This window comes from Weizmannia sp. CD-2023, assembly GCF_036225245.1.
Classification (GTDB): Bacteria; Bacillota; Bacilli; order Bacillales; family Bacillaceae_C; genus Weizmannia; species Weizmannia faecalis.
On record NZ_JARTJQ010000032.1, the window covers coordinates 16,680 to 34,806 of the forward strand.

General features: G+C 46.7%; 14 protein-coding genes and 1 riboswitch. Of the genes, 11 read left to right on the forward strand and 3 right to left on the reverse strand.

The window, feature by feature from the left end; genetic code table 11:
* Nucleotides 1-501: 501 nt before the first annotated feature.
* Nucleotides 502-2,004 carry a DHA2 family efflux MFS transporter permease subunit gene (locus tag P9687_RS04600; RefSeq protein ID WP_035188696.1) on the forward strand — a complete coding sequence of 501 codons (1,503 nt, stop codon included), beginning with the start codon at nt 502-504 and terminating at the stop codon, nt 2,002-2,004.
* Between the two features lie 272 nt (nt 2,005-2,276).
* Here P9687_RS04600 and pepT read toward each other — a convergent pair whose 3' ends face one another.
* From pepT to P9687_RS04615, 3 genes are all read right to left on the reverse strand, one after another.
* Nucleotides 2,277-3,509, reverse strand: a complete 1,233-nt coding sequence (gene pepT, locus P9687_RS04605; protein WP_035188694.1) for a peptidase T — start codon at nt 3,507-3,509, stop codon at nt 2,277-2,279.
* 62 nt (nt 3,510-3,571) lie between these two features.
* A complete protein-coding gene (locus P9687_RS04610) occupies nt 3,572-4,366 on the reverse strand; it encodes a glycosyltransferase family 8 protein (RefSeq protein WP_035188692.1) in 795 nt (264 codons plus the stop codon).
* Nucleotides 4,367-4,559: 193 nt separating this feature from the next.
* On the reverse strand, nt 4,560-5,909 hold the full coding sequence (locus tag P9687_RS04615) for an MATE family efflux transporter (RefSeq protein WP_014096672.1): 1,350 nt from the start codon (nt 5,907-5,909) through the stop codon (nt 4,560-4,562).
* A gap of 416 nt (nt 5,910-6,325) precedes the next feature.
* On the opposite strand from P9687_RS04615, the gene P9687_RS04620 reads away from it, so the two are divergent.
* From P9687_RS04620 to P9687_RS04665, 10 genes are all read left to right on the forward strand, one after another.
* Nucleotides 6,326-7,504 carry a ParM/StbA family protein gene (locus P9687_RS04620; protein WP_061565297.1) on the forward strand — a complete coding sequence of 393 codons (1,179 nt, stop codon included), beginning with the start codon at nt 6,326-6,328 and terminating at the stop codon, nt 7,502-7,504.
* Nucleotides 7,505-7,515: 11 nt separating this feature from the next.
* Nucleotides 7,516-8,088 (forward strand): hypothetical protein, encoded by a 573-nt coding sequence (locus P9687_RS04625; RefSeq protein ID WP_061565296.1) that lies wholly within the window; start codon nt 7,516-7,518, stop codon nt 8,086-8,088.
* Nucleotides 8,089-8,147: 59 nt separating this feature from the next.
* Nucleotides 8,148-8,927 carry an ABC transporter ATP-binding protein gene (locus P9687_RS04630; protein ID WP_168985787.1) on the forward strand — a complete coding sequence of 260 codons (780 nt, stop codon included), beginning with the start codon at nt 8,148-8,150 and terminating at the stop codon, nt 8,925-8,927.
* Nucleotides 8,928-9,008: 81 nt separating this feature from the next.
* Nucleotides 9,009-9,117: riboswitch (SAM riboswitch) on the forward strand.
* Nucleotides 9,118-9,189: 72 nt separating this feature from the next.
* Complete coding sequence (locus tag P9687_RS04635) at nt 9,190-10,230, forward strand: methionine ABC transporter ATP-binding protein (RefSeq protein ID WP_035188684.1); 1,041 nt, start codon at nt 9,190-9,192, stop codon at nt 10,228-10,230.
* The gene (locus P9687_RS04640) at nt 10,220-10,882 is read left to right on the forward strand and encodes a methionine ABC transporter permease (protein ID WP_014096677.1); all 663 of its coding nucleotides are present in this window, start codon (nt 10,220-10,222) and stop codon (nt 10,880-10,882) included. Before P9687_RS04635 ends, P9687_RS04640 begins: the two co-directional genes overlap by 11 nt.
* Nucleotides 10,883-10,943: 61 nt before the next feature.
* Nucleotides 10,944-11,786 carry a MetQ/NlpA family ABC transporter substrate-binding protein gene (locus P9687_RS04645; protein WP_168985786.1) on the forward strand — a complete coding sequence of 281 codons (843 nt, stop codon included), beginning with the start codon at nt 10,944-10,946 and terminating at the stop codon, nt 11,784-11,786.
* A gap of 203 nt (nt 11,787-11,989) precedes the next feature.
* Complete coding sequence (locus P9687_RS04650) at nt 11,990-13,771, forward strand: sensor histidine kinase (RefSeq protein ID WP_035188744.1); 1,782 nt, start codon at nt 11,990-11,992, stop codon at nt 13,769-13,771.
* On the forward strand, nt 13,746-14,462 hold the full coding sequence (locus P9687_RS04655; protein ID WP_035188683.1) for a LytR/AlgR family response regulator transcription factor: 717 nt from the start codon (nt 13,746-13,748) through the stop codon (nt 14,460-14,462). The genes P9687_RS04650 and P9687_RS04655 overlap by 26 nt, the downstream gene beginning before the upstream one ends.
* 130 nt (nt 14,463-14,592) lie before the next feature.
* Entirely contained in the window at nt 14,593-16,395 is a 1,803-nt protein-coding gene (locus P9687_RS04660) for a carbon starvation CstA family protein (RefSeq protein ID WP_035188681.1), read from the forward strand.
* A gap of 356 nt (nt 16,396-16,751) precedes the next feature.
* Entirely contained in the window at nt 16,752-17,825 is a 1,074-nt protein-coding gene (locus P9687_RS04665) for a branched-chain amino acid aminotransferase (RefSeq protein WP_026683567.1), read from the forward strand.
* The last annotated feature ends 302 nt before the right edge of the window (nt 17,826-18,127 follow it).

The window sequence follows — 18,127 nt, forward strand, 5'->3', positions numbered from 1 at the left end:
GTTAAGAAAGACCATCTTTTTTTCGTGTTTCCTTAACATAGCCGGGCTCTATGTGAAGGAAGGCCTTCAACTTTCCACGCTCCTTTAAAATCTTAACATACTGTGATCGCATTTTGATTTCCATCATTGATATTACATCTGTTAATCGCGAAACCAGCCCTGTTAAAATGCTCCCCCGCTTTTGCTTGTCTTTGATTGCAAAAAAGATTGATTACCGAATGTAACGGTAATTCTACCCGGTAAAATTTTGATGGGCAGCGCTTTTTCCGCAATCGCACTTTGCCCTAATTAAGTAAACTTTTCTCTTGACTTCAGGCTTAAAATGAATAAAATAGTTAGAGTACCGAAAGTTTACCCTCTCTAAATAATCGAAACGCTTTCTTTCTCCCGCTTGAGTGGCGGGAGTTTTCTTCAAAACTTCTGCCAAAAGAAAACCATCTGCATTTCCGGCATAGTTCCGGTATACAACGTTTACACTAACATCATGAATGGGGGATTGGAATGGAAACAATGAATACAAAAAATAGTTCTATCAGGATTGTCCCTTTTTTTGCGGTGATGATGGCTGGCGCACTGGTGGCGTTTTTAAACCAGACGCTGATTAATGTTGCCCTCCCGCAAATTATGAATCATTTACACATTTCCGCTTCTACGGCAAACTGGCTTTCTACGATTTACATGCTCACAAACGGGATTGTCATTCCGGTCACGGCGTACCTTATGAGCCGATTTACAACAAGACAGCTGTTTTTGTTTTCCATTGGGCTGTTTGCGGTGGGGACGCTGATTTGTGCAGTCGCACCAGGGTTTTCTGTGCTGCTCATTGGCCGGGTGGTCCAGGCGGCCGGAGCGGGGATTATTTTTCCGCTGGTGACAAACGTCATTTTCGTGCTATTTCCACCTGACCGGCGCGGTTTTGTAATGGGGATTTTCGGTGTCGCCATGAACTTTGCACCGGCAATCGGGCCGACGCTTTCCGGGTGGATTGTGGAAAACCACTCGTGGCGGACACTGTTTTTCATTATTTTGCCGATCGCAATCATTGACTTGATCTTCGCTTTTGTTTTTGTAAAAAATGTGACGGAAACGAGCCGGCCGAAACTTGATAAAATCGGTGTTATTTTGTCTTCGCTCGGTTTCGGCGGTATTTTATACGGATTTTCAACCGGCGGCACGAAAGGCTGGGACAGTGTGGAAGTAATGACGACGCTGGCAGTCGGGGTGATTGCTTTCGGCTTGTTTGTCTGGCGCCAGTGGGTCATAGACCATCCTATTTTGGAATTCCGCATTTTTCGTTATCCGGTGTTTACGTTAACGATGGTGATTAATATTATTGTGACGATGGCATTGTTTTCGGGTATGATTTTAATGCCGATTTATATGCAAAACGTGCGCGGTTTCTCGCCGCTTATGTCCGGGCTGATGCTTTTGCCGGGCGGGGTCATCATGGGAATTATGTCGCCGATTACAGGTCGGCTGTTTGACCGCTATGGTGCAAAATGGCTTGCTTTAATCGGGCTTGCCATTACCATTGTGACTACTGTTGCATTGACCCGTCTGAAATTGGATACCTCTTTTACTTATGTCGTCACTGTTTATACGATCCGTAGTTTCGGGATTTCTATTTTGATGATGCCAATCTTTACGGCCGGGTTGAATGACCTGCCGCTTGCGATGAATAAATACGGCACTGCGATGGTAAACACCTTCAGGATGGTAGCAGGCGCTGTCGGGACGGCCTTTTTTGTCTCGGTCATGACGAATAAAGGGATTGCGCATACGAAGGATATTATGGTCTCCAGTCAAATTTCCCCTGCGGATAAAATTCATGCGGCGCTTGCTGCAAGGCAGGGAACGGTGATGGGGATCAATGATGCCTTTATGGTTGCCACCTACCTGGCTGTGATTGCCTTTATTCTTGCTTTCTTTATCCGGAAAACCATCCCGCGCGACAGCCTTCCGGAAAATACAGCCCAGCAGGTAAAACCGATAACGGAATCATAATCAAAACGCGGTGTCCTGAAGCCGGCAGTAGCTGGCGAAAGGACACCTTTTTTATCCTAGTGCATCAGGTTGTTCTAAACTGGCTCTCTCTGCAGGGATCTGCCAGGAAACGATTTTAAAATTTCTGTGGCCTGTTGTTCTGCAAATTCCTGTTTGGTGTTGGTGGGAAAATTTAAGTACAAAAAAACCGTTGGAATTTCACCTATTCCAACGGTTTTTTTCATTTCTGGCCTTTTTAAAAGTCCCGGCAGTCGATATATCGGCTATTTTGGCTACGCTCTTGCTTCAAACCGTTTTGCAATTTCGACAATGACCTGGACGGCTTTTTCCATTGTTTCCACTGAAACGTATTCGTATTTGCCGTGCATGTTTTCTCCACCGGCAAAAATGTTTGGCGTCGGTAGCCCCATGTAAGACAGCTGTGATCCGTCCGTGCCGCCGCGGACAGGAGAGATGATCGGTTCAATGCCGAGGCTCTTCATGGCGTCATGTGCAATATCGACAATTTCTTTCACCGGTTCAATTTTTTCTTTCATGTTGTAATATTGGTCGGCCAATTCCAGCGTAATATTATCTTCACCGTATTTTTCTTTTAAGCGGTTGACAATCGACTGGAGGTTTGCCTTTTTTGCCTCAAATTTTTCGCGGTCGTGGTCGCGGATAATGTAGTACAGTTTTGTTTGCTCGACATCTCCGTGGATGGACAGGAGATGATAAAATCCTTCATAACCTTCCGTCCGTTCCGGTACTTCATCCTCGGGCAGGAGGCTGTGCAGTTCCATCGCAATTTTTGCTGAATGGACCATTTTCCCCTTTGCGCTCCCCGGGTGGATATTATTGCCGCGAACCGTAATTTTAGCGGAAGCAGCGTTAAACGTTTCGTACTCGAGTTCACCGAGCGGGCCGCCATCCATCGTATAGGCAAAATCGGCACCGAACGCTTTCACATCAAATTTATGCGGCCCTCTGCCGATCTCTTCATCCGGAGTAAAAGCGACCCTGATTTTGCCGTGTTTGATTTCAGGGTGCTTAAGCAAATAGTCCATGGCCGTCACAATCTCCGTTACGCCGGCTTTGTCATCGGCGCCGAGCAGGGTTGTGCCATCTGTTGTAATCAAAGTTTGGCCAATATAATTTTTTAAGTTCGGGTATTCATCCGGAGACAGGACAACCCCTTGTTCTTTGTTCAAAACGATGGCTTTCCCGTCATAGTTTTCGACAATTTGCGGATTGACGTTTTTCCCTGTAAAATCGGTCGCCGTGTCGACATGTGCCAAAAATCCAATTACCGGGACTTCCTTATCGGTATTGCTTGGCAAAGTGGCAAAAAGATAGCCGTTTTCATCCAGATGGACTTCTTCCATGCCGATTGATTCCAGCTCATCGCGAAGTATGCGGAGGAGTGTCCATTGCCCGTCAGTAGAAGGACAGGTTTCACTGTCTTCGTTAGACTGGGTGTCCACTTTCACGTATGTAGTAAATCTTTTCATTAACGCTTCTTTCATTATCTTCACTCCTCATTTTCAGTATGTCTATATTTTACCAAACCCAGCCCAAAAGCTTGTATTTATTCGCAATATTTTTGGTAAAAAGTGCCGAGCGCGTATTTATAATTCGGGTGCCACGGTTTGTCTTTTCCGCAATAATGGATAAAGACGGTATGCTGTTTGATCCACTCTATATTCTGTTTTTTGAGCAGTGCGGCACGTTCAAAAAACCGGGCATCATAGTTATATCGGTAGCTTTCGGCAGGTTTTATTTTGTTCCAAAACAAGGCATTGAATACGTCCTGATCGGGTAGGAGCAGTTTCAGTTTATTTTCTTCAATGAAGTGAAAGATCTCCTCCACTTTAACATGCTGCCGGATCAGTTCCAAATTCATGAGAAGAACGCCGGTGTTAAAATATCCTTTTGCATTCGGTGTCCGCAGGCGCATTTTATTGATCAGGCGGGCCTTTTTTGCCGAGTGTTCATGTTCGCATGCAATAAAAAAATGCCCTTCAAAATCTGTATAATAAAATGCGGAAGCAGGGTTGATACAGACAATGTCAGGATCGAGGTAAAGAATTCTGTCAAGATGCGCCGGCAAAAACAAGTGGGCAGTAAGCCGGTAGTACATTTCTGAAGTGTAATGCCTGAGGACAGGCGCATCTTTAAACAGATCCGGCGGAATCCGGATCGGGAAAAAATGGTGTCCTTTCTCTTCAACATAGTGATGTAACTCGGAAAGCTTTTCTTCAGAAATGGTGGAATGCAGCAGGTAGATCGAAAACGCTTCTTCAGGATTTTTTTGGACAAGAGAGTTTATTAACACTTTTAGGGGAGGAAGGTAATTTTCATTTAATGTAACAAGGATATTCATGGCTTTTCCACCTTTTGGCTGTAGTTTCAACTACTTCCATGATACAGGTTTCTTTTTCCGCTAACAATCCTTTTGGGTTCCGGGTATGGGCCTTTTTCATCGTACAATCATGGCTGCTTGCTTGTGCCCTTATAGGTGAGAAAACATTGCACCCTCTGGCGTTTCCACAGAAAAAAGCCTGCCATAAAAATGGTCAGGCTCTGAGAAGCGACAGCCTTTCCCAAGGCTTTGAAAGCCAGCGCCGAGTGGCAAAGATGCCTCGGAACCATTCATCAATGCCCTGGGCAATCCAAATACCGAGCAGCCCAAGCCCGAAATGCACCCCAAGGACATAGCTTAAGCTGGCTGCAAATACCCACATGGAAAAAATGCCAATCATGACCGGGAAGCGGACATCGCCTGCTGATTTCAGCGAACTCATCAGCACGATATTCATCGCTCTCCCTGGTTCTGTAAAAACAATGGCCCAAAGAATCGGGATGCTGACGGCGAGAATGTCTTCGCTTTTCGTAAATATGTGCAAAACAGGTGAGCCGATGAGCGCAATCACCAGCGAAGTAAAGAAAGAAGCCATCATGGCAATCTTTAAAGTTTTCATCCCGCGTTTCAAGGCGCGTTCATACGTTTTTGCACCGACATACCGGGCGATAAGCAGCTGGGTGCCGGATGCAATGGCGAGGGTAAACAAATAACAGACCATCGAAATATTATTTAAATAAACGCGCGCTGCCAGGGATGCTTCCCCGAGTACGGCGATAAACCCGGTAATCACCAGCTGGGAAAACTGGTAGGAAAAATTTTCACCGGCTGAGGGGATTCCAATCTCAAGCAATGCACGGATGTCTTCTTTCTTTATGGTGACGATATCGCGGATGCCCATTTTCAATGCAAGCCTGCGGTAGACAAGGAAAAGAAGCGCCGATACCGCAAAAACGCGTGCAACAACAATGGCCCACGATACCCCGATGACGCCGGTAACCGGGAGCCCGAAAATCCCCGTAATGGCCAAAATGTTCCCAAAGATGCTAATTAAATCCATTAAAACGGTGACAAGCATCGATTCTTTTGTAAAACCGTGGCTCCTCAGTACTGCGCTTAAAGCGAGGGAGATGGACTCGAGAAAAAGGGAAGCCCCGCAAATTTTGACAAATGTCAGCGCGTATTGATAAACCTTGCCGTGAATGTCGAAAAACCCGAGAAGCAGTTGCCCGAACAGAAAAACAAAAAGCCCGACGGCAAGGCCGAACCAACAATTGAGACCGAAAGCGGAATGGGCGACCTGGCGCGCCTCTTTCATTTTCCCTGCGCCAAGATTTTGCCCGATCAGGATAATCGCGCCGACGGATGTGACATTAAAAATGAGTATAAACATATTCAACAGCTGGTTGGCCACGCCCACCCCGGCAGCCGCATCATCGGCGTAGTGGCCGAGCATAAGGGTTGCGATGATCCCGATTCCCATATGCAAAGAAAGCTCAATAAAGAGCGGCCAAGAAATTTGAAACAGGGTCTGGTCTTTGTAATATTGCTGTTGTGCTGTCAACACTTTTCCCCCTTTATCTGATACCCCAGCCTTTTAAACCGGTTATATTGCCGGGTCTGGCGGATGTTCATTCTTCAATACTATGAAACATTGTAGTCTTTATTGTCGTGCTGTCAATTGGAATCTTAAAAAAACCCGTGAATTTTTTATGGATGAGGGATATTGGCTGTGTTTGCGTATTTGTTTACATGTTTTCAAAGCTGTTTGCATGTTTACACAAACGCAAACATTTGTAAACAAAAACGCAAACATGTTTGCAAACCTGTAAGCATGGCTTTATAACAACACTTTTCAAAAGTTTACAAGCCGCAAACAAGTTTACATTTTCGTTAAAAAAGTTCAGAGTATTGATTATTTTTATAGACTCAGATATTCTTAGAGTAAGCCAAAGAAAGCGATACAGGGAGGAAAAGTGAATGGGGAAGACCCGGATTGCCGCAGTCGATGTAGGCAACGATTCTTTAAAAGGCATTTTTGGAAAAATGGAGTATGAACTCAATATCCCGAACGTCATTGCACGGGATATTGAAGACCGGCCGGTAATTGGCATTGAGGAACTGGACAGCAAAGATCCGCTTGAAGGCATCCATGTAAAAGTCCACTCCCCTGCTTTAAAGGAAAATAACGTGATTTACCGTGTCGGGGATCTCGCAACCAAAAGCGATAATGCAACCGAACTTGACCCGGGAAGCAGCAAGTCGGAAGAGGATCAGACCCTCGTCCTGCTTTTTACAAGCCTTGCGCTTGACGCAGTAAGGGAGGAAAACGCCAAAGTTTTTACCCGCAACCAGAATGTCATTGATGCCAATTACACGCTTGGGACAGGCCTGCCGCTCCGCGAAGTAAAAGAGGGAAAAGATGCGGGCTACCGCTCGCAGCTGCTTGGATCCGTCCACCAGGTGGAATTTCTTGTCACACCGAAATATCAGGGGTTGAAAGTCAATCTGAAATTTGACGAAATCAAAGTGTATCCGGAAGGCTTTGCCGCTTTTATCAATCTTGTCATGGATAACGATTTAAACATTATTAACCGCGAATTGATTGACAAACGCATTTTAATCCAGGATATCGGCGGCCTCTCAACGGATATCGCCGTGATCAAAAACAGGACAGTCGATGATGACCGGGCGCAGGGATTTAATCTCGGCGTATCAGAAGCGCTTGAACAGATCCGTGAAGAAATCCGCGTCAAATACGGGGTCGAATTGGACAGCCGCCGTGATGTGGTCGATATTATCACGAAAAAGCATGACCGCAACCATATTATGGTAAAAGGCAGCCGGACAAGCGTGCACGACATTACAGACCGTATCTTGTTTGACCTTGCAAAGAAACAATACCGCCTGCTCCGGAACGTGTGGCAGAAAAACTCACAAACAGAGATTTGCTATTTTGTCGGCGGCGGTTCTGTTGTCCTGAAAGATTACTTAAAAACGCTGAACAACAGCCTTGAAGGCTACAATATTGATTTCTTTGAAGATGAAAAAGAGAGCATCTGGATGATGGCCAATGCTTACTACAAATTAATTTCGGATTATGTGAGGAAAAACAATAAACCGGAAGACAAAGGAAAGAAACCGGTCGAATCCAAATAAGGTGAAAAAATATGGAAAAACAAAGCGGGATGAAGCGGGGCCAGACGATTGCGTTCCGGATCCCCCAGGATACGCCCGATCATATTTTAAAAGAACTGTCAAAGTTAAAAGAAAAAGAGAAACGGAACTTCTCCGCCAAAATAGCCGGATATGTCTTACAGGGCATCAACCAGTCGCTCGTAAAGGACAAAGAAACCATTACAATCCCGCTGCCGCGCAAACTGACAAAAGTGCAACATGACTGGCTGAAGCATGAACATTCGGAAGCGATGCTCGGCAGCATTGTTTACGAACTGATTCAGGATCCACTCCGGGCGACTTCGCTCTTTGCGGCCCTGTCGAAACAACCTGTATCTATGGATGAGACGCTTTTTTTACAGGAAGACGAATTGCCGCAAACCAGCGAAGAAGCGGACGCGAAACCGGTTCGATCCGGTGGTGAGCCGCCTGGATCGGATGATCTTGATGCATTCGACTGGAGAACTGCCGCCGTCGAACCGGCACCGCCCGAAACGGGAGCGCCGGAAAAAGAAGAAGATGCGGAAGACCTGCTCGGCGATTTTCTCGCCAGCATGAATAAATAAAGAGCGCAGGGTGAACCCCTGTGTTTAAAACTTGTACGAAATGTAAGGGGATGGCACAGATGGAAAATGTAATCGAAGTTGCCGATGTGAGCCTTGTGCGCGACGGCAAAAAACTGCTCTCGGACATTCACTGGACGGTCAAAAAAGGGGAGCACTGGGCTATCCTCGGCTTAAACGGTTCCGGCAAAACCACTTTGCTTAATATGATCAATGGGTATATTTGGCCAACAAAGGGGAGCATCAAGGTGCTCGGAAAAACGTTCGGAAAAACAAGCCTGCCGGAACTGCGGAAATCAATCGGCTGGGTCAGCTCCTCCATCCAGGAGAGAATACCGCGCACCCAGCTTGCAAGCGATGTGGTTATCAGCGGCAAATATGCATCCATCGGGCTGTATGAAGCGGTGGATGCACAAGACGAAGAAAAAGCCCTGCACTTGATGGAACAATTACATTGTGCTTCCCTTTTTAGCCGTGCTTATGAACATTGTTCGCAAGGAGAGCGGCAGAAGCTTTTAATTGCGCGCGCGTTAATGGCGGAACCGCGCATCTTAATTTTGGACGAGCCTTGCAACGGGCTGGATTTGTTTGCCCGGGAAATTTTGCTAGAAAGTGTGGAGGAGCTGGCGAAAGATAAGAACGGACCGACGCTTGTATATGTCACGCACCATCCGGAAGAAATTTCTCCCGCTTTCCAAAAAACATTGCTGATCAGGAACGGGGAAGTTTTCCGGCAGGGCCGGACTTCCGAGATGATTGAAAAACAAGTGCTTTCCCGCTTTTTTGAGCATGAAATTCAGGTGGAGTGGCGGGGAAACCGGGCTTTGTTTCAAGTTGTCTGATGATTGGAAAACAAAAAAATATAAAATAATGAATTGACAAATCCCGAGCCGTCCACTAATATTTAAATATAACAAATGAATAACTTATCCAGAGAGACTGAGGGACAGGCCCGATGACGTCCAGCAACCTTCAAATCTTTTTTTGAAAGGTGCTAATTCCTGCAGAATGGTTCATTCTGAGAGATAAGTCACTTGACCGGCAAACCTCTTTCGAATGAAAGAAGGTTTTTTTTTGCCAAAAGGAACAGAAGGAGTTTTCAACATGCTGGTATTAGAAGATATTCATAAGGTATACGGAAAAGGGAAGGACAAAAAGGTTGAAGCGTTAAAAGGCATCAACCTGCGTGTTGAAAAAGGGGAAATCTTCGGGGTGGTCGGCTACAGCGGTGCCGGGAAAAGCACGCTGATCCGGTGCGTGAATCTGCTCGAGCGGCCGACTTCCGGGGAAGTGCTCGTTAACGGGATCGACCTTGTGCGCCTGCCGCCTGCAAAGCTGCGCCAAGAGCGGAAAAAAATCGGCATGATTTTCCAGCAGTTCAATCTGCTTCAGTCAAAGACGATTTTTCAAAACGTAGCCATGCCGCTTGTGCTGGAACACCGCCCGAAGGAAGAAATAAAGGCAAAAGTGGCAGAATTATTGTCTTTTGTCGGGTTAGAAGAGAGAATGCACCACTACCCTGACCAGTTGTCAGGCGGCCAGAAACAAAGGGTTGGCATTGCAAGAGCCCTTGCGACAGACCCGGACATTCTGCTTTGTGACGAGGCAACATCGGCCCTTGATCCGAATACGACTGAAGCCGTGCTTGCCCTTTTACGGAAAGTCCGGGACGAGCTGGGCATCACGATTCTTATGATCACCCATGAAATGAACGTCATTCGTGACATTTGTGATAAAGTGGCAGTGCTGGACGGCGGAAAAATTGTGGAGCAGGGCCCTGTAATCGACCTTTTCACAGAACCGAAAACGCAAATTGCGAGAAGCTTTGTGAAAACCGTGCTGAATGATTCGATTCCGCCATCAGTGCAAAAACTGATCGATGAAAGCAGCAAAGACAACCCGCACGGCATTTACCGGATTCTGTTTAAAGGAGCTTCCACCAATATGCCGCTGTTATCCAATACAGCAAAACAATTTTCAATCGACCTGAATGTGCTTCATGGCATGATCACCGAACTTCAGGGAATCCCTTTTGGCAACCTGCTTGTCGAATTGAAAGGCGACCCGGAAGAAATGAAGCGGGCCATTCAGTACATCAACGATCACGAAGCGATCATTCGGGAGGTGGAGAAAAATGGCATTTGATTGGTCATGGTTTTGGCCGCAATTTTTCACGGCAATGGGCCAGACGCTGTATATGGTGGCTGTATCATTACTCATTTCCATCATCATCGGCATCCCGGTTGGCGTCATTCTCGTTATTACCCGGGAAAACGGCATATGGGAAAACAAATGGATTTTTAATATTTTAAATGTGATTATCAATATTTTTCGGTCGATCCCGTTTATTATTCTCGTTGTCGCGATCATTCCGTTTACGCGCTGGGTTGTCGGGACAGCGATCGGAACAACCGCAGCGATTGTGCCGCTTGTGTTGTACACTGCTTTTTACATCGGGAGGCTCATTGAAAGTTCACTGCTTGAAGTCGACAAAGGGACAATCGAACTTGCGCAGTCAATGGGGGCGACGAACTGGCAGATTATTTGGCGGTTTTTGCTTCCGGAAGCAAAGGCATCCATGGTGCTCAATTTAACGATTGCCACCATCGGGCTGATTGGGGCTTCCGCGATGGCGGGCGCGGTCGGTGCCGGCGGGATCGGGGATTTGGCGATCACATACGGGTACAACCAGTTTCAGACAGGCGTCATGATCGTTACCGTTATCACGCTGGTCATTTTCACCCAGCTTGTCCAGACATTGGGCAACTTTCTCTCCAAAAAAATCCGGAGAAAATAATATTGAAAAAAAGGGTTACACCTTTTTTATAAAAAATTCAATTCAGGGGGACTTAGCAGCGATGAAAAAATTTGCGATTCTATTATTGGGGCTCATCCTGGTTTTGGCAGGATGCGGGGCCAAAAACAATTCGAGCAGTACAAGCACAAAAACAATCAAAGTCGGGACAACCACTTCTGAAGTGCCGACATGGAATTTAATCCAGAAACTCGCGAAAAAGAAAAATATTAATATTAAGATTGTCCGCTTTGACGACTATGTTCAGCCGAACCTCGCATTAAGCGACGGGGAAATTGATATTAACGCGTTCCAGACGGTTGTTTATTTCGATGATTTTATCAAACAACGCAATCTGAAGCTTTCGGCGATCGGCACAACGAATATTTGGCCGATGGGGATCTACTCGAAAAGATATAAAAAGGTCAGCGAAGTGAAAGATGGCGACCAAGTTGTGATTCCGAAAGACCCGACAAACCTCGGCAGGGCTTTGCTTTTGCTGCAAAAAGCCGGATTGATTACGACGAAAAAAGGTTTCACAGGCAAAGGCGGGCTTGAAAATGTCGCTTCAAACCCGAAACATTTGAAAATTACTGCCGTGGATGCCGCCCAAACACCGCGCGGCCTGGATGATTCGGCACTCGCTGTGATCAATTGCGATATGGCCATTAATGCCGGCTTAAACCCGACGAATGACTCCATCTTCCGTGAAGATGCGGGCAACAAAGCGTATATCAATATTATTGCAGCCCGGACAAAAGACAAGTATGACAAAACGTTGAAAGAAATCGTAAACATTTATCATTCAAAAGAAGTCTCTGACTTTATCAAAAAGCATTATAAAGGTGCAGCCGTCCCGGTCAATAAACCGGTATCGTATTTAAAAGATTATAAGCAAACACAATGATGGCAAATAGTTTCATAGCAGCCCCCTAAAAAACAGCGGGCATAGAGACGCGGCAGGATACGGTTAGAACGGTATCCCGCCGTTTTTCTATGGGCCGGCTTTTTGAAACACTGCTTTTTTGCTTTCCTAAAACCGGTGAAGTCTTTTATAATAAAAGAAAGGGTTTTCAATACGTACGGGTGGAAAACAAAGGGGGATCCTTTATGGCAGCACTTTTGCCGGTAATGCTTGAGCGGGCCGGGATTCTTGTCATTGCTGCTTTTTTACTCTCGCGGCTGAAGACATTCCGGCAAATTATTCATCAGGAATACGGATGGAAAGAAAAATTGGTGCTGATTATTGTTTTCGGAATTTTTGGCATCATTAGTAACTATACCGGCATCGTTATTGAGCATGGGAAAGTCTCACATGCTTTCGGGCAGGGGCATTTATCGGTCGAAAGTGCGATTGCCAATACCCGAATCATGGGCGTCGGGATTGCAGGCCTTTTGGGCGGGCCGGTTGTTGGGATCGGCGCAGGTCTGCTTGCCAGCATCCACCGCCTGTCACTCGGCGGCTATACGGATATTGCCTGCAGCCTGTCGACGATGATTGCCGGCATTATCATGGGCTTTATTGGCAGACGCTTTAACGTGCGCGGGAAGTATGCTGCGCTTGAAGCGGTCGCTGCTGGGGTTTTAATGGAAATGCTACAGATGGGCATCATCCTGGCAGTAGCAAAACCTTTTGAAGAAGCAGTGGCGCTCGTCCGCCTGATCGCGGTACCGATGATTTCGATTAACGGCTTTGGTACGTTTATTTTTATCTTGATTATCCAGACGATTTTACTGGAAGAAGAACGGACAAGAGCGGTGCAGACCCATAAAGCGCTGCAGATTGCACAGGAAACGCTAGCCCATTTCCGGAAAGGGCTGAACATGCAATCATGCAAAGAAGCGGCAGAAATAATTTTGAAGCATACAGCAGCTGATGCCGTCGCTATTACGGACCGGGAAAAAGTGCTGGCGCATGCAGGGGTAGCATCGGACCATCATATTCCGCTTGAGAGCATGTCGACAAAGCTGACGGAAAGGGTGCTTTTGCACGGGAAAATCATGGTCGCGAGAACGGCTAAGGAAATCCAGTGCAACCACGAAGGCTGCCCGCTCCAGGCGGCGATCGTGCTGCCGCTGTTTGTCCGCGAACAAGTTGCGGGCACGTTAAAGCTTTACTTTACATCAGCATCACAATTAAGCGCGGTCGAACAGGAACTGGCGGAAGGTTTGAGCAAGTTGTTTTCCAACCAGCTTGAACTGGCGGAGGCGGAACTGCAAAGAAAACTTTTGAAAGATGCCGAGATTAAAGCGCTCCAGGCCCAGGTTCACCCACATTTTTTCTTTAATGCGATTAACACGATTACATGCCTTGTCCGGACAGATGCGGATAAAGCAAGGGAACTGCTCGTGCAGCTCGCGGCCTTTTTCCGCAGCAACCTGCAGGGGGCGGGAAAAATGCTGATCCCCCTTGAAAAAGAACTGGAACATGTGAAAGCTTATTTGGCCATTGAACAGGCACGGTTTCCGGGGTGGTATCATGTTCATTTTGATATTGATCCGCTTTTACACACAGCGATGGTGCCGCCATTTACACTGCAGCCCTTGGTGGAAAACGCCGTCCACCATGCTTTCACACAACAATTTACGAAAAATCCGTTTATTGTTGTCCGCGCACGTGTGAAAAACGGAAAATTCATCATGGAAACGGAGGACAACGGAAAAGGCATTTCTAAAGAACAGGTGCAGTCGCTTGGCAATGTGGCTGTCGACTCGGCCGAGGGGACTGGGACAGCCTTGTGGAACATCCGGAAAAGAATTGAGGAAATCTACGGGCATAGTGCTGTATTCCGGATTGAAAACAGAAAAACCGGCGGAACCAAAGTGGCCATTTCGATACCATTAGAGGAAATATGGGGGGGAGAATATGCTGAAGGCATTTGTAGTGGATGATGAAGCCCCGGCCCGAGATGAATTGATTTACTTGCTGAAAAAAACGGGGCAGGTGGAATTGGCGGGCGAAGCCGGATCCGTAAAGGAAGCGCTTGCGAAGCTGAAAGAAACCGAGGCGGATATTGTGTTTGCCGATATGATGCTGACAAACGAGCATGGCATAGATCTCGTGAAGGAAATCAGCCGCTATCCGCAGCATCCGGCCGTTGTATTTGCGACCGCTTATGATGAATATGCCGTAAAAGCGTTTGAACTGAATGCTGCAGACTACATTTTAAAACCGTTTGAAGAAAAAAGGGTAGCACAGACAGTCGCAAAGGTGAAAAAAATGTTGGAAGGGGACCGTCCTGCTGTTCCGAAAAATCCCGGCAAACTGGCGGTCACAACAGATGAGCGCATTGTCATCATCCCGGTTGAAAAACTGTTGTACGCGGAGTCGGTTGACGGGCGGACAGTCATTGCGACAGATGATAAAAAATATACCATAACAGAATCACTGGTAAATGTAGAAAAGAAACTGCCATCTACGTCGATTGCCCGCGTCCACCGTGCTTATCTCGTCAATCTCGATGCCATTGTCGAGATCCGGCCATGGTTTCATTCCACTTATAATCTGATCATGCGGGACGGGGCGAATATTCCGGTCAGCCGGACTTACAAGCATGTGTTAAAACAGTTTATCCGGATTTAAAATGCATTTCATCCTCTGAATTCGCCCTCTTATCCTATGATATTTACATTTTGCCGGAAAACAGCTTTTACAGCGTGCAAAACTTATAAAATATAAGCGATGAGAATGACAAAAAGGAGGCTTTCACCAAATGAATGCGATTACAATTGTAATCGGCTCCATCTGTATCTTAATGATTGCTTATCGTTTATATGGCACGTTTATGGCCGTAAAGGTTTTAAAGCTGAATAATGATACGCCGACGCCGGCACATGAGTTTAACGACGGGAAAGATTATGTGCCGACCAATAAATGGGTGACGTTCGGCCACCATTTTGCGGCGATTGCGGCTGCAGGCCCGCTTGTCGGACCGATTTTGGCAGCGCAGTTCGGCTATTTGCCGGGCCTCTTATGGCTTTTGATCGGCGCTGTTATCGGCGGTGCCGTACACGATGCTGTCGTGCTCTTTGCCTCCATGCGCCGGAAAGGGAAATCACTTTCCGAAGTGGCGAAAGAGGAAATGGGGCCGGTTGCCGGGTTCTGTACAGGCCTTGCCATGCTGTTTATTATTGTAATTACAATGGCCGGTCTTTCCATGGTTGTCGTAAATGCCCTGCAAAATAACCCATGGGGCACCTTTTCCGTGGGGATCACCATTCCGGTTGCAATGGGTGTTGGCTTGTTTTACAAAAAAACCGGCAATTTGAAGCTGACGACAACGATCGGGTTCCTCCTAATCGTAGCGGGCGTTTTTGCCGGGCCGTGGATCCGGCATACTGTGATTGGCGAATGGCTTACGTTTGATCCGAAAACATTGGCCATTATTCTTCCAGCTTATGCATTTTTTGCCGCGGCGCTTCCGGTATGGCTGCTGTTGGCACCGCGTGATTATTTGAGCAGCTTTATGAAAATCGGCGTGTTTATTGCCCTCATTATTGGTGTATTTATCATTAATCCGCCGATTCATATGCCGGCGCTGTCGCAATTTATCCACGGCGGCGGCCCGACGATGACAGGACCGGTTTGGCCGTTTATTTCGATCACGATTGCCTGCGGTGCGATTTCCGGTTTCCATGCCTTTATCGGCTCCGGCACAACGCCGAAAATGCTCGATAAATGGACGGATATCAAGCCGGTTGCATTTGGTGCCATGCTTGTCGAATCGCTTGTCGGCGTAATGGCACTTGTCGCTGCGACCGCCCTGCAGCCTGCCGACTATTTTGCCATCAACTCCACGCCGGAAGTTTTTAAGACGCTCGGCATGCATGTTGTCAACCTTCCGCATTTAAGCAGTGAAATCGGAATGGACCTGGCCGGCAGAACCGGGGGCGCAGTAACGCTTGCAGTCGGCATGACGTATATTTTTACAAAAATCCACTGGTTTAGCAATCTTGCACCCTATTTCTATCAATTTGTCATTTTGTTTGAAGCCGTGTTTATTTTGACGGCGATCGATTCGGGAACAAGGGTGGCGCGCTACCTGTTACAGGACTTTTTAGGGGAGTTGTATAAACCGCTCAAAAAGACCGACTGGCTGCCAGGATCGATTCTCACAAGTGCTGCGGCTTGCTTTATGTGGGGCTATTTGCTCTACTCCGGCGATATCGGTTCCGTCTGGGCGTTGTTTGGCGTATCGAACCAGCTGATGGCCTCGATTGGGCTGATTGTCGGGGCAACTGTCATTTTGAAAATTGCCGATAAAAAGCGGTATATGTTCACTTGCCTGATTCCGCTTGCTTATTTGTATGTTACGGTGAACTATGCCGGCTATTGGATGGTAAAAAATGTTTACTTGAACCATGCCGCGCCGGGTTACAATGTACTGAACGGCATTTTGTCGATCATTATGCTCATTCTTGGGCTCGTCATCATGATCTCCGCTTTAAAGAACTGGTACAACCTGCTGAGAATGCCTGCCATGCCGGATTTGGAGGCATCGGCAAGGAAAGCTTGATGCCATTTTAAAGGGAAAACTTTGCATGTACCAGCTGGTTTAATGGAGCCTTTTTGCACATGCATTCTTGTATAATCTGGAAGCAGAGCGTGTTGGCAAGTTCGCTCAGCGCAGAAGGATGTTAGAAAAAAGCGGCGAGACGCGATTTACCGTAGTCTCGCCGCTTTTATCATGTATGCAGCCCGTTGCTGCAGCCTATTTTACAAGGGGGCTAAGGTTGCATCTGCTATTGATTCGGAAAGCGCTTCACTCAAAAAATTTTAAAAATTTCATAAAGCCTCTGGTCTTTTCTTCATAAAGTTGTTATAATAGATCGAAAATAATAATTTTACGTATTGGAAAGGGATGCTATCGGTTTGAATCAGGTTATCGAATTCGTTAAAGCAGATATGAAAAAAGAAAAACCGGCCGTTGAATCATTGGGTTTTGGCAAACATTTCACGGACTATATGTTTGTCATGGACTATAATGAGGAAGAAGGCTGGCATCAACCACGAATAACACCGTACGCACCGCTTGTATTGGAGCCGGCGGCAATGGTGTTTCATTACAGCCAGTCTGTATTCGAAGGATTAAAAGCCTATCGCGCAAAGGACGGCAGGGTTCTGTTGTTCAGGCCTGAAAAAAATGTTGCCCGGATGAATGTGTCTTGCGCGAGATTAAGCATCCCGCAAATAGACGAGACCATTGTGCTTGATGCCATTAAGCAGCTTGTTGAACTTGAAAAAGACTGGATTCCGGACGGGGAAGGGACATCGCTTTACATTCGCCCGTTCATTATTGCGACAGAGCCCAGCCTTGGCGTACATCCGGCACATGAATATAAATTTATGATCATCCTTTCTCCTGTTGGTTCGTATTACGGCGACCAGCTGAAACCTGTCCGTATTTATGTGGAAGATGAATATGTCCGAGCTGTCCCGGGCGGCGTTGGCTTTACAAAAACAGGCGGCAATTATGCAGCAAGCTTGAAAGCACAGGAAAAAGCAGAGGAGTCGGGCTACGACCAGGTGCTCTGGCTGGACGGTGTTGAAAGAAAATATATTGAAGAAGTCGGCAGCATGAACATCTTCTTTAAAATCAACGGAGAAGTCGTCACCCCGAAACTGAACGGCAGCATTCTCGGTGGTGTTACAAGAGACTCCGTTATCGAGTTGCTGAAATACTGGAACGTCCCAGTAAAGGAAACGAAAATTTCCATAGACGAAATTTATGACGCTTATCAAAAAGGGCAGCTGGAAGAAGTGTTCGGAACAGGAACGGCAGCTGTAATTTCTCCTGTTGGCGAACTCGGCTGGAAGGATATTGCGATGCAGCTTCCAAATGCTGAAGCATCGGATTCGGTTGCAAACCGGCTTTACGATGCTTTAACCGGCATCCAACTCGGAAAAACGGAAGACCCGCTCAATTGGACGGTCGAAATAAAATAATGATGATCGTAAAGATGGCGCATTTAGCCAGCTTTTCATCGGAAATGGAATTCGTATATCAAATACAAGGGCATCACGCCCATTTATTTTCAGCGCAATGAGACGTCCATGCCGCAAGTTTTAAGCGGCATGGACTTTACGTTAAGAAAGCGGAGGAAATGGGGTCACTTTCTTGACCTAGAGCGCGTCTACGTTAAGGAAACGAAGGAAATGGGTTCCTCTTCCTTAACCAAGAGTGCTTCTACGTTAAGAAAGCAGAGGAAATGGGGTCCCTTCCTTAACTTAGAACGCGTCTACGTTAA

Bases quoted from the DNA above. Each gene is read 5' to 3' on its own strand.
- P9687_RS04600 (WP_035188696.1), top strand. From the start codon at position 502: ATGGAAACAATGAATACAAAAAATAGTTCTATCAGGATTGTCCCTTTT.
- pepT (WP_035188694.1), bottom strand. From the start codon at position 3,509: ATGAAAGAAGCGTTAATGAAAAGATTTACTACATACGTGAAAGTGGAC.
- P9687_RS04610 (WP_035188692.1), bottom strand. From the start codon at position 4,366: ATGAATATCCTTGTTACATTAAATGAAAATTACCTTCCTCCCCTAAAA.
- P9687_RS04620 (WP_061565297.1), top strand. From the start codon at position 6,326: ATGGGGAAGACCCGGATTGCCGCAGTCGATGTAGGCAACGATTCTTTA.
- P9687_RS04625 (WP_061565296.1), top strand. From the start codon at position 7,516: ATGGAAAAACAAAGCGGGATGAAGCGGGGCCAGACGATTGCGTTCCGG.
- P9687_RS04630 (WP_168985787.1), top strand. From the start codon at position 8,148: ATGGAAAATGTAATCGAAGTTGCCGATGTGAGCCTTGTGCGCGACGGC.
- P9687_RS04635 (WP_035188684.1), top strand. From the start codon at position 9,190: ATGCTGGTATTAGAAGATATTCATAAGGTATACGGAAAAGGGAAGGAC.
- P9687_RS04640 (WP_014096677.1), top strand. From the start codon at position 10,220: ATGGCATTTGATTGGTCATGGTTTTGGCCGCAATTTTTCACGGCAATG.
- P9687_RS04645 (WP_168985786.1), top strand. From the start codon at position 10,944: ATGAAAAAATTTGCGATTCTATTATTGGGGCTCATCCTGGTTTTGGCA.
- P9687_RS04650 (WP_035188744.1), top strand. From the start codon at position 11,990: ATGGCAGCACTTTTGCCGGTAATGCTTGAGCGGGCCGGGATTCTTGTC.
- P9687_RS04655 (WP_035188683.1), top strand. From the start codon at position 13,746: ATGCTGAAGGCATTTGTAGTGGATGATGAAGCCCCGGCCCGAGATGAA.
- P9687_RS04660 (WP_035188681.1), top strand. From the start codon at position 14,593: ATGAATGCGATTACAATTGTAATCGGCTCCATCTGTATCTTAATGATT.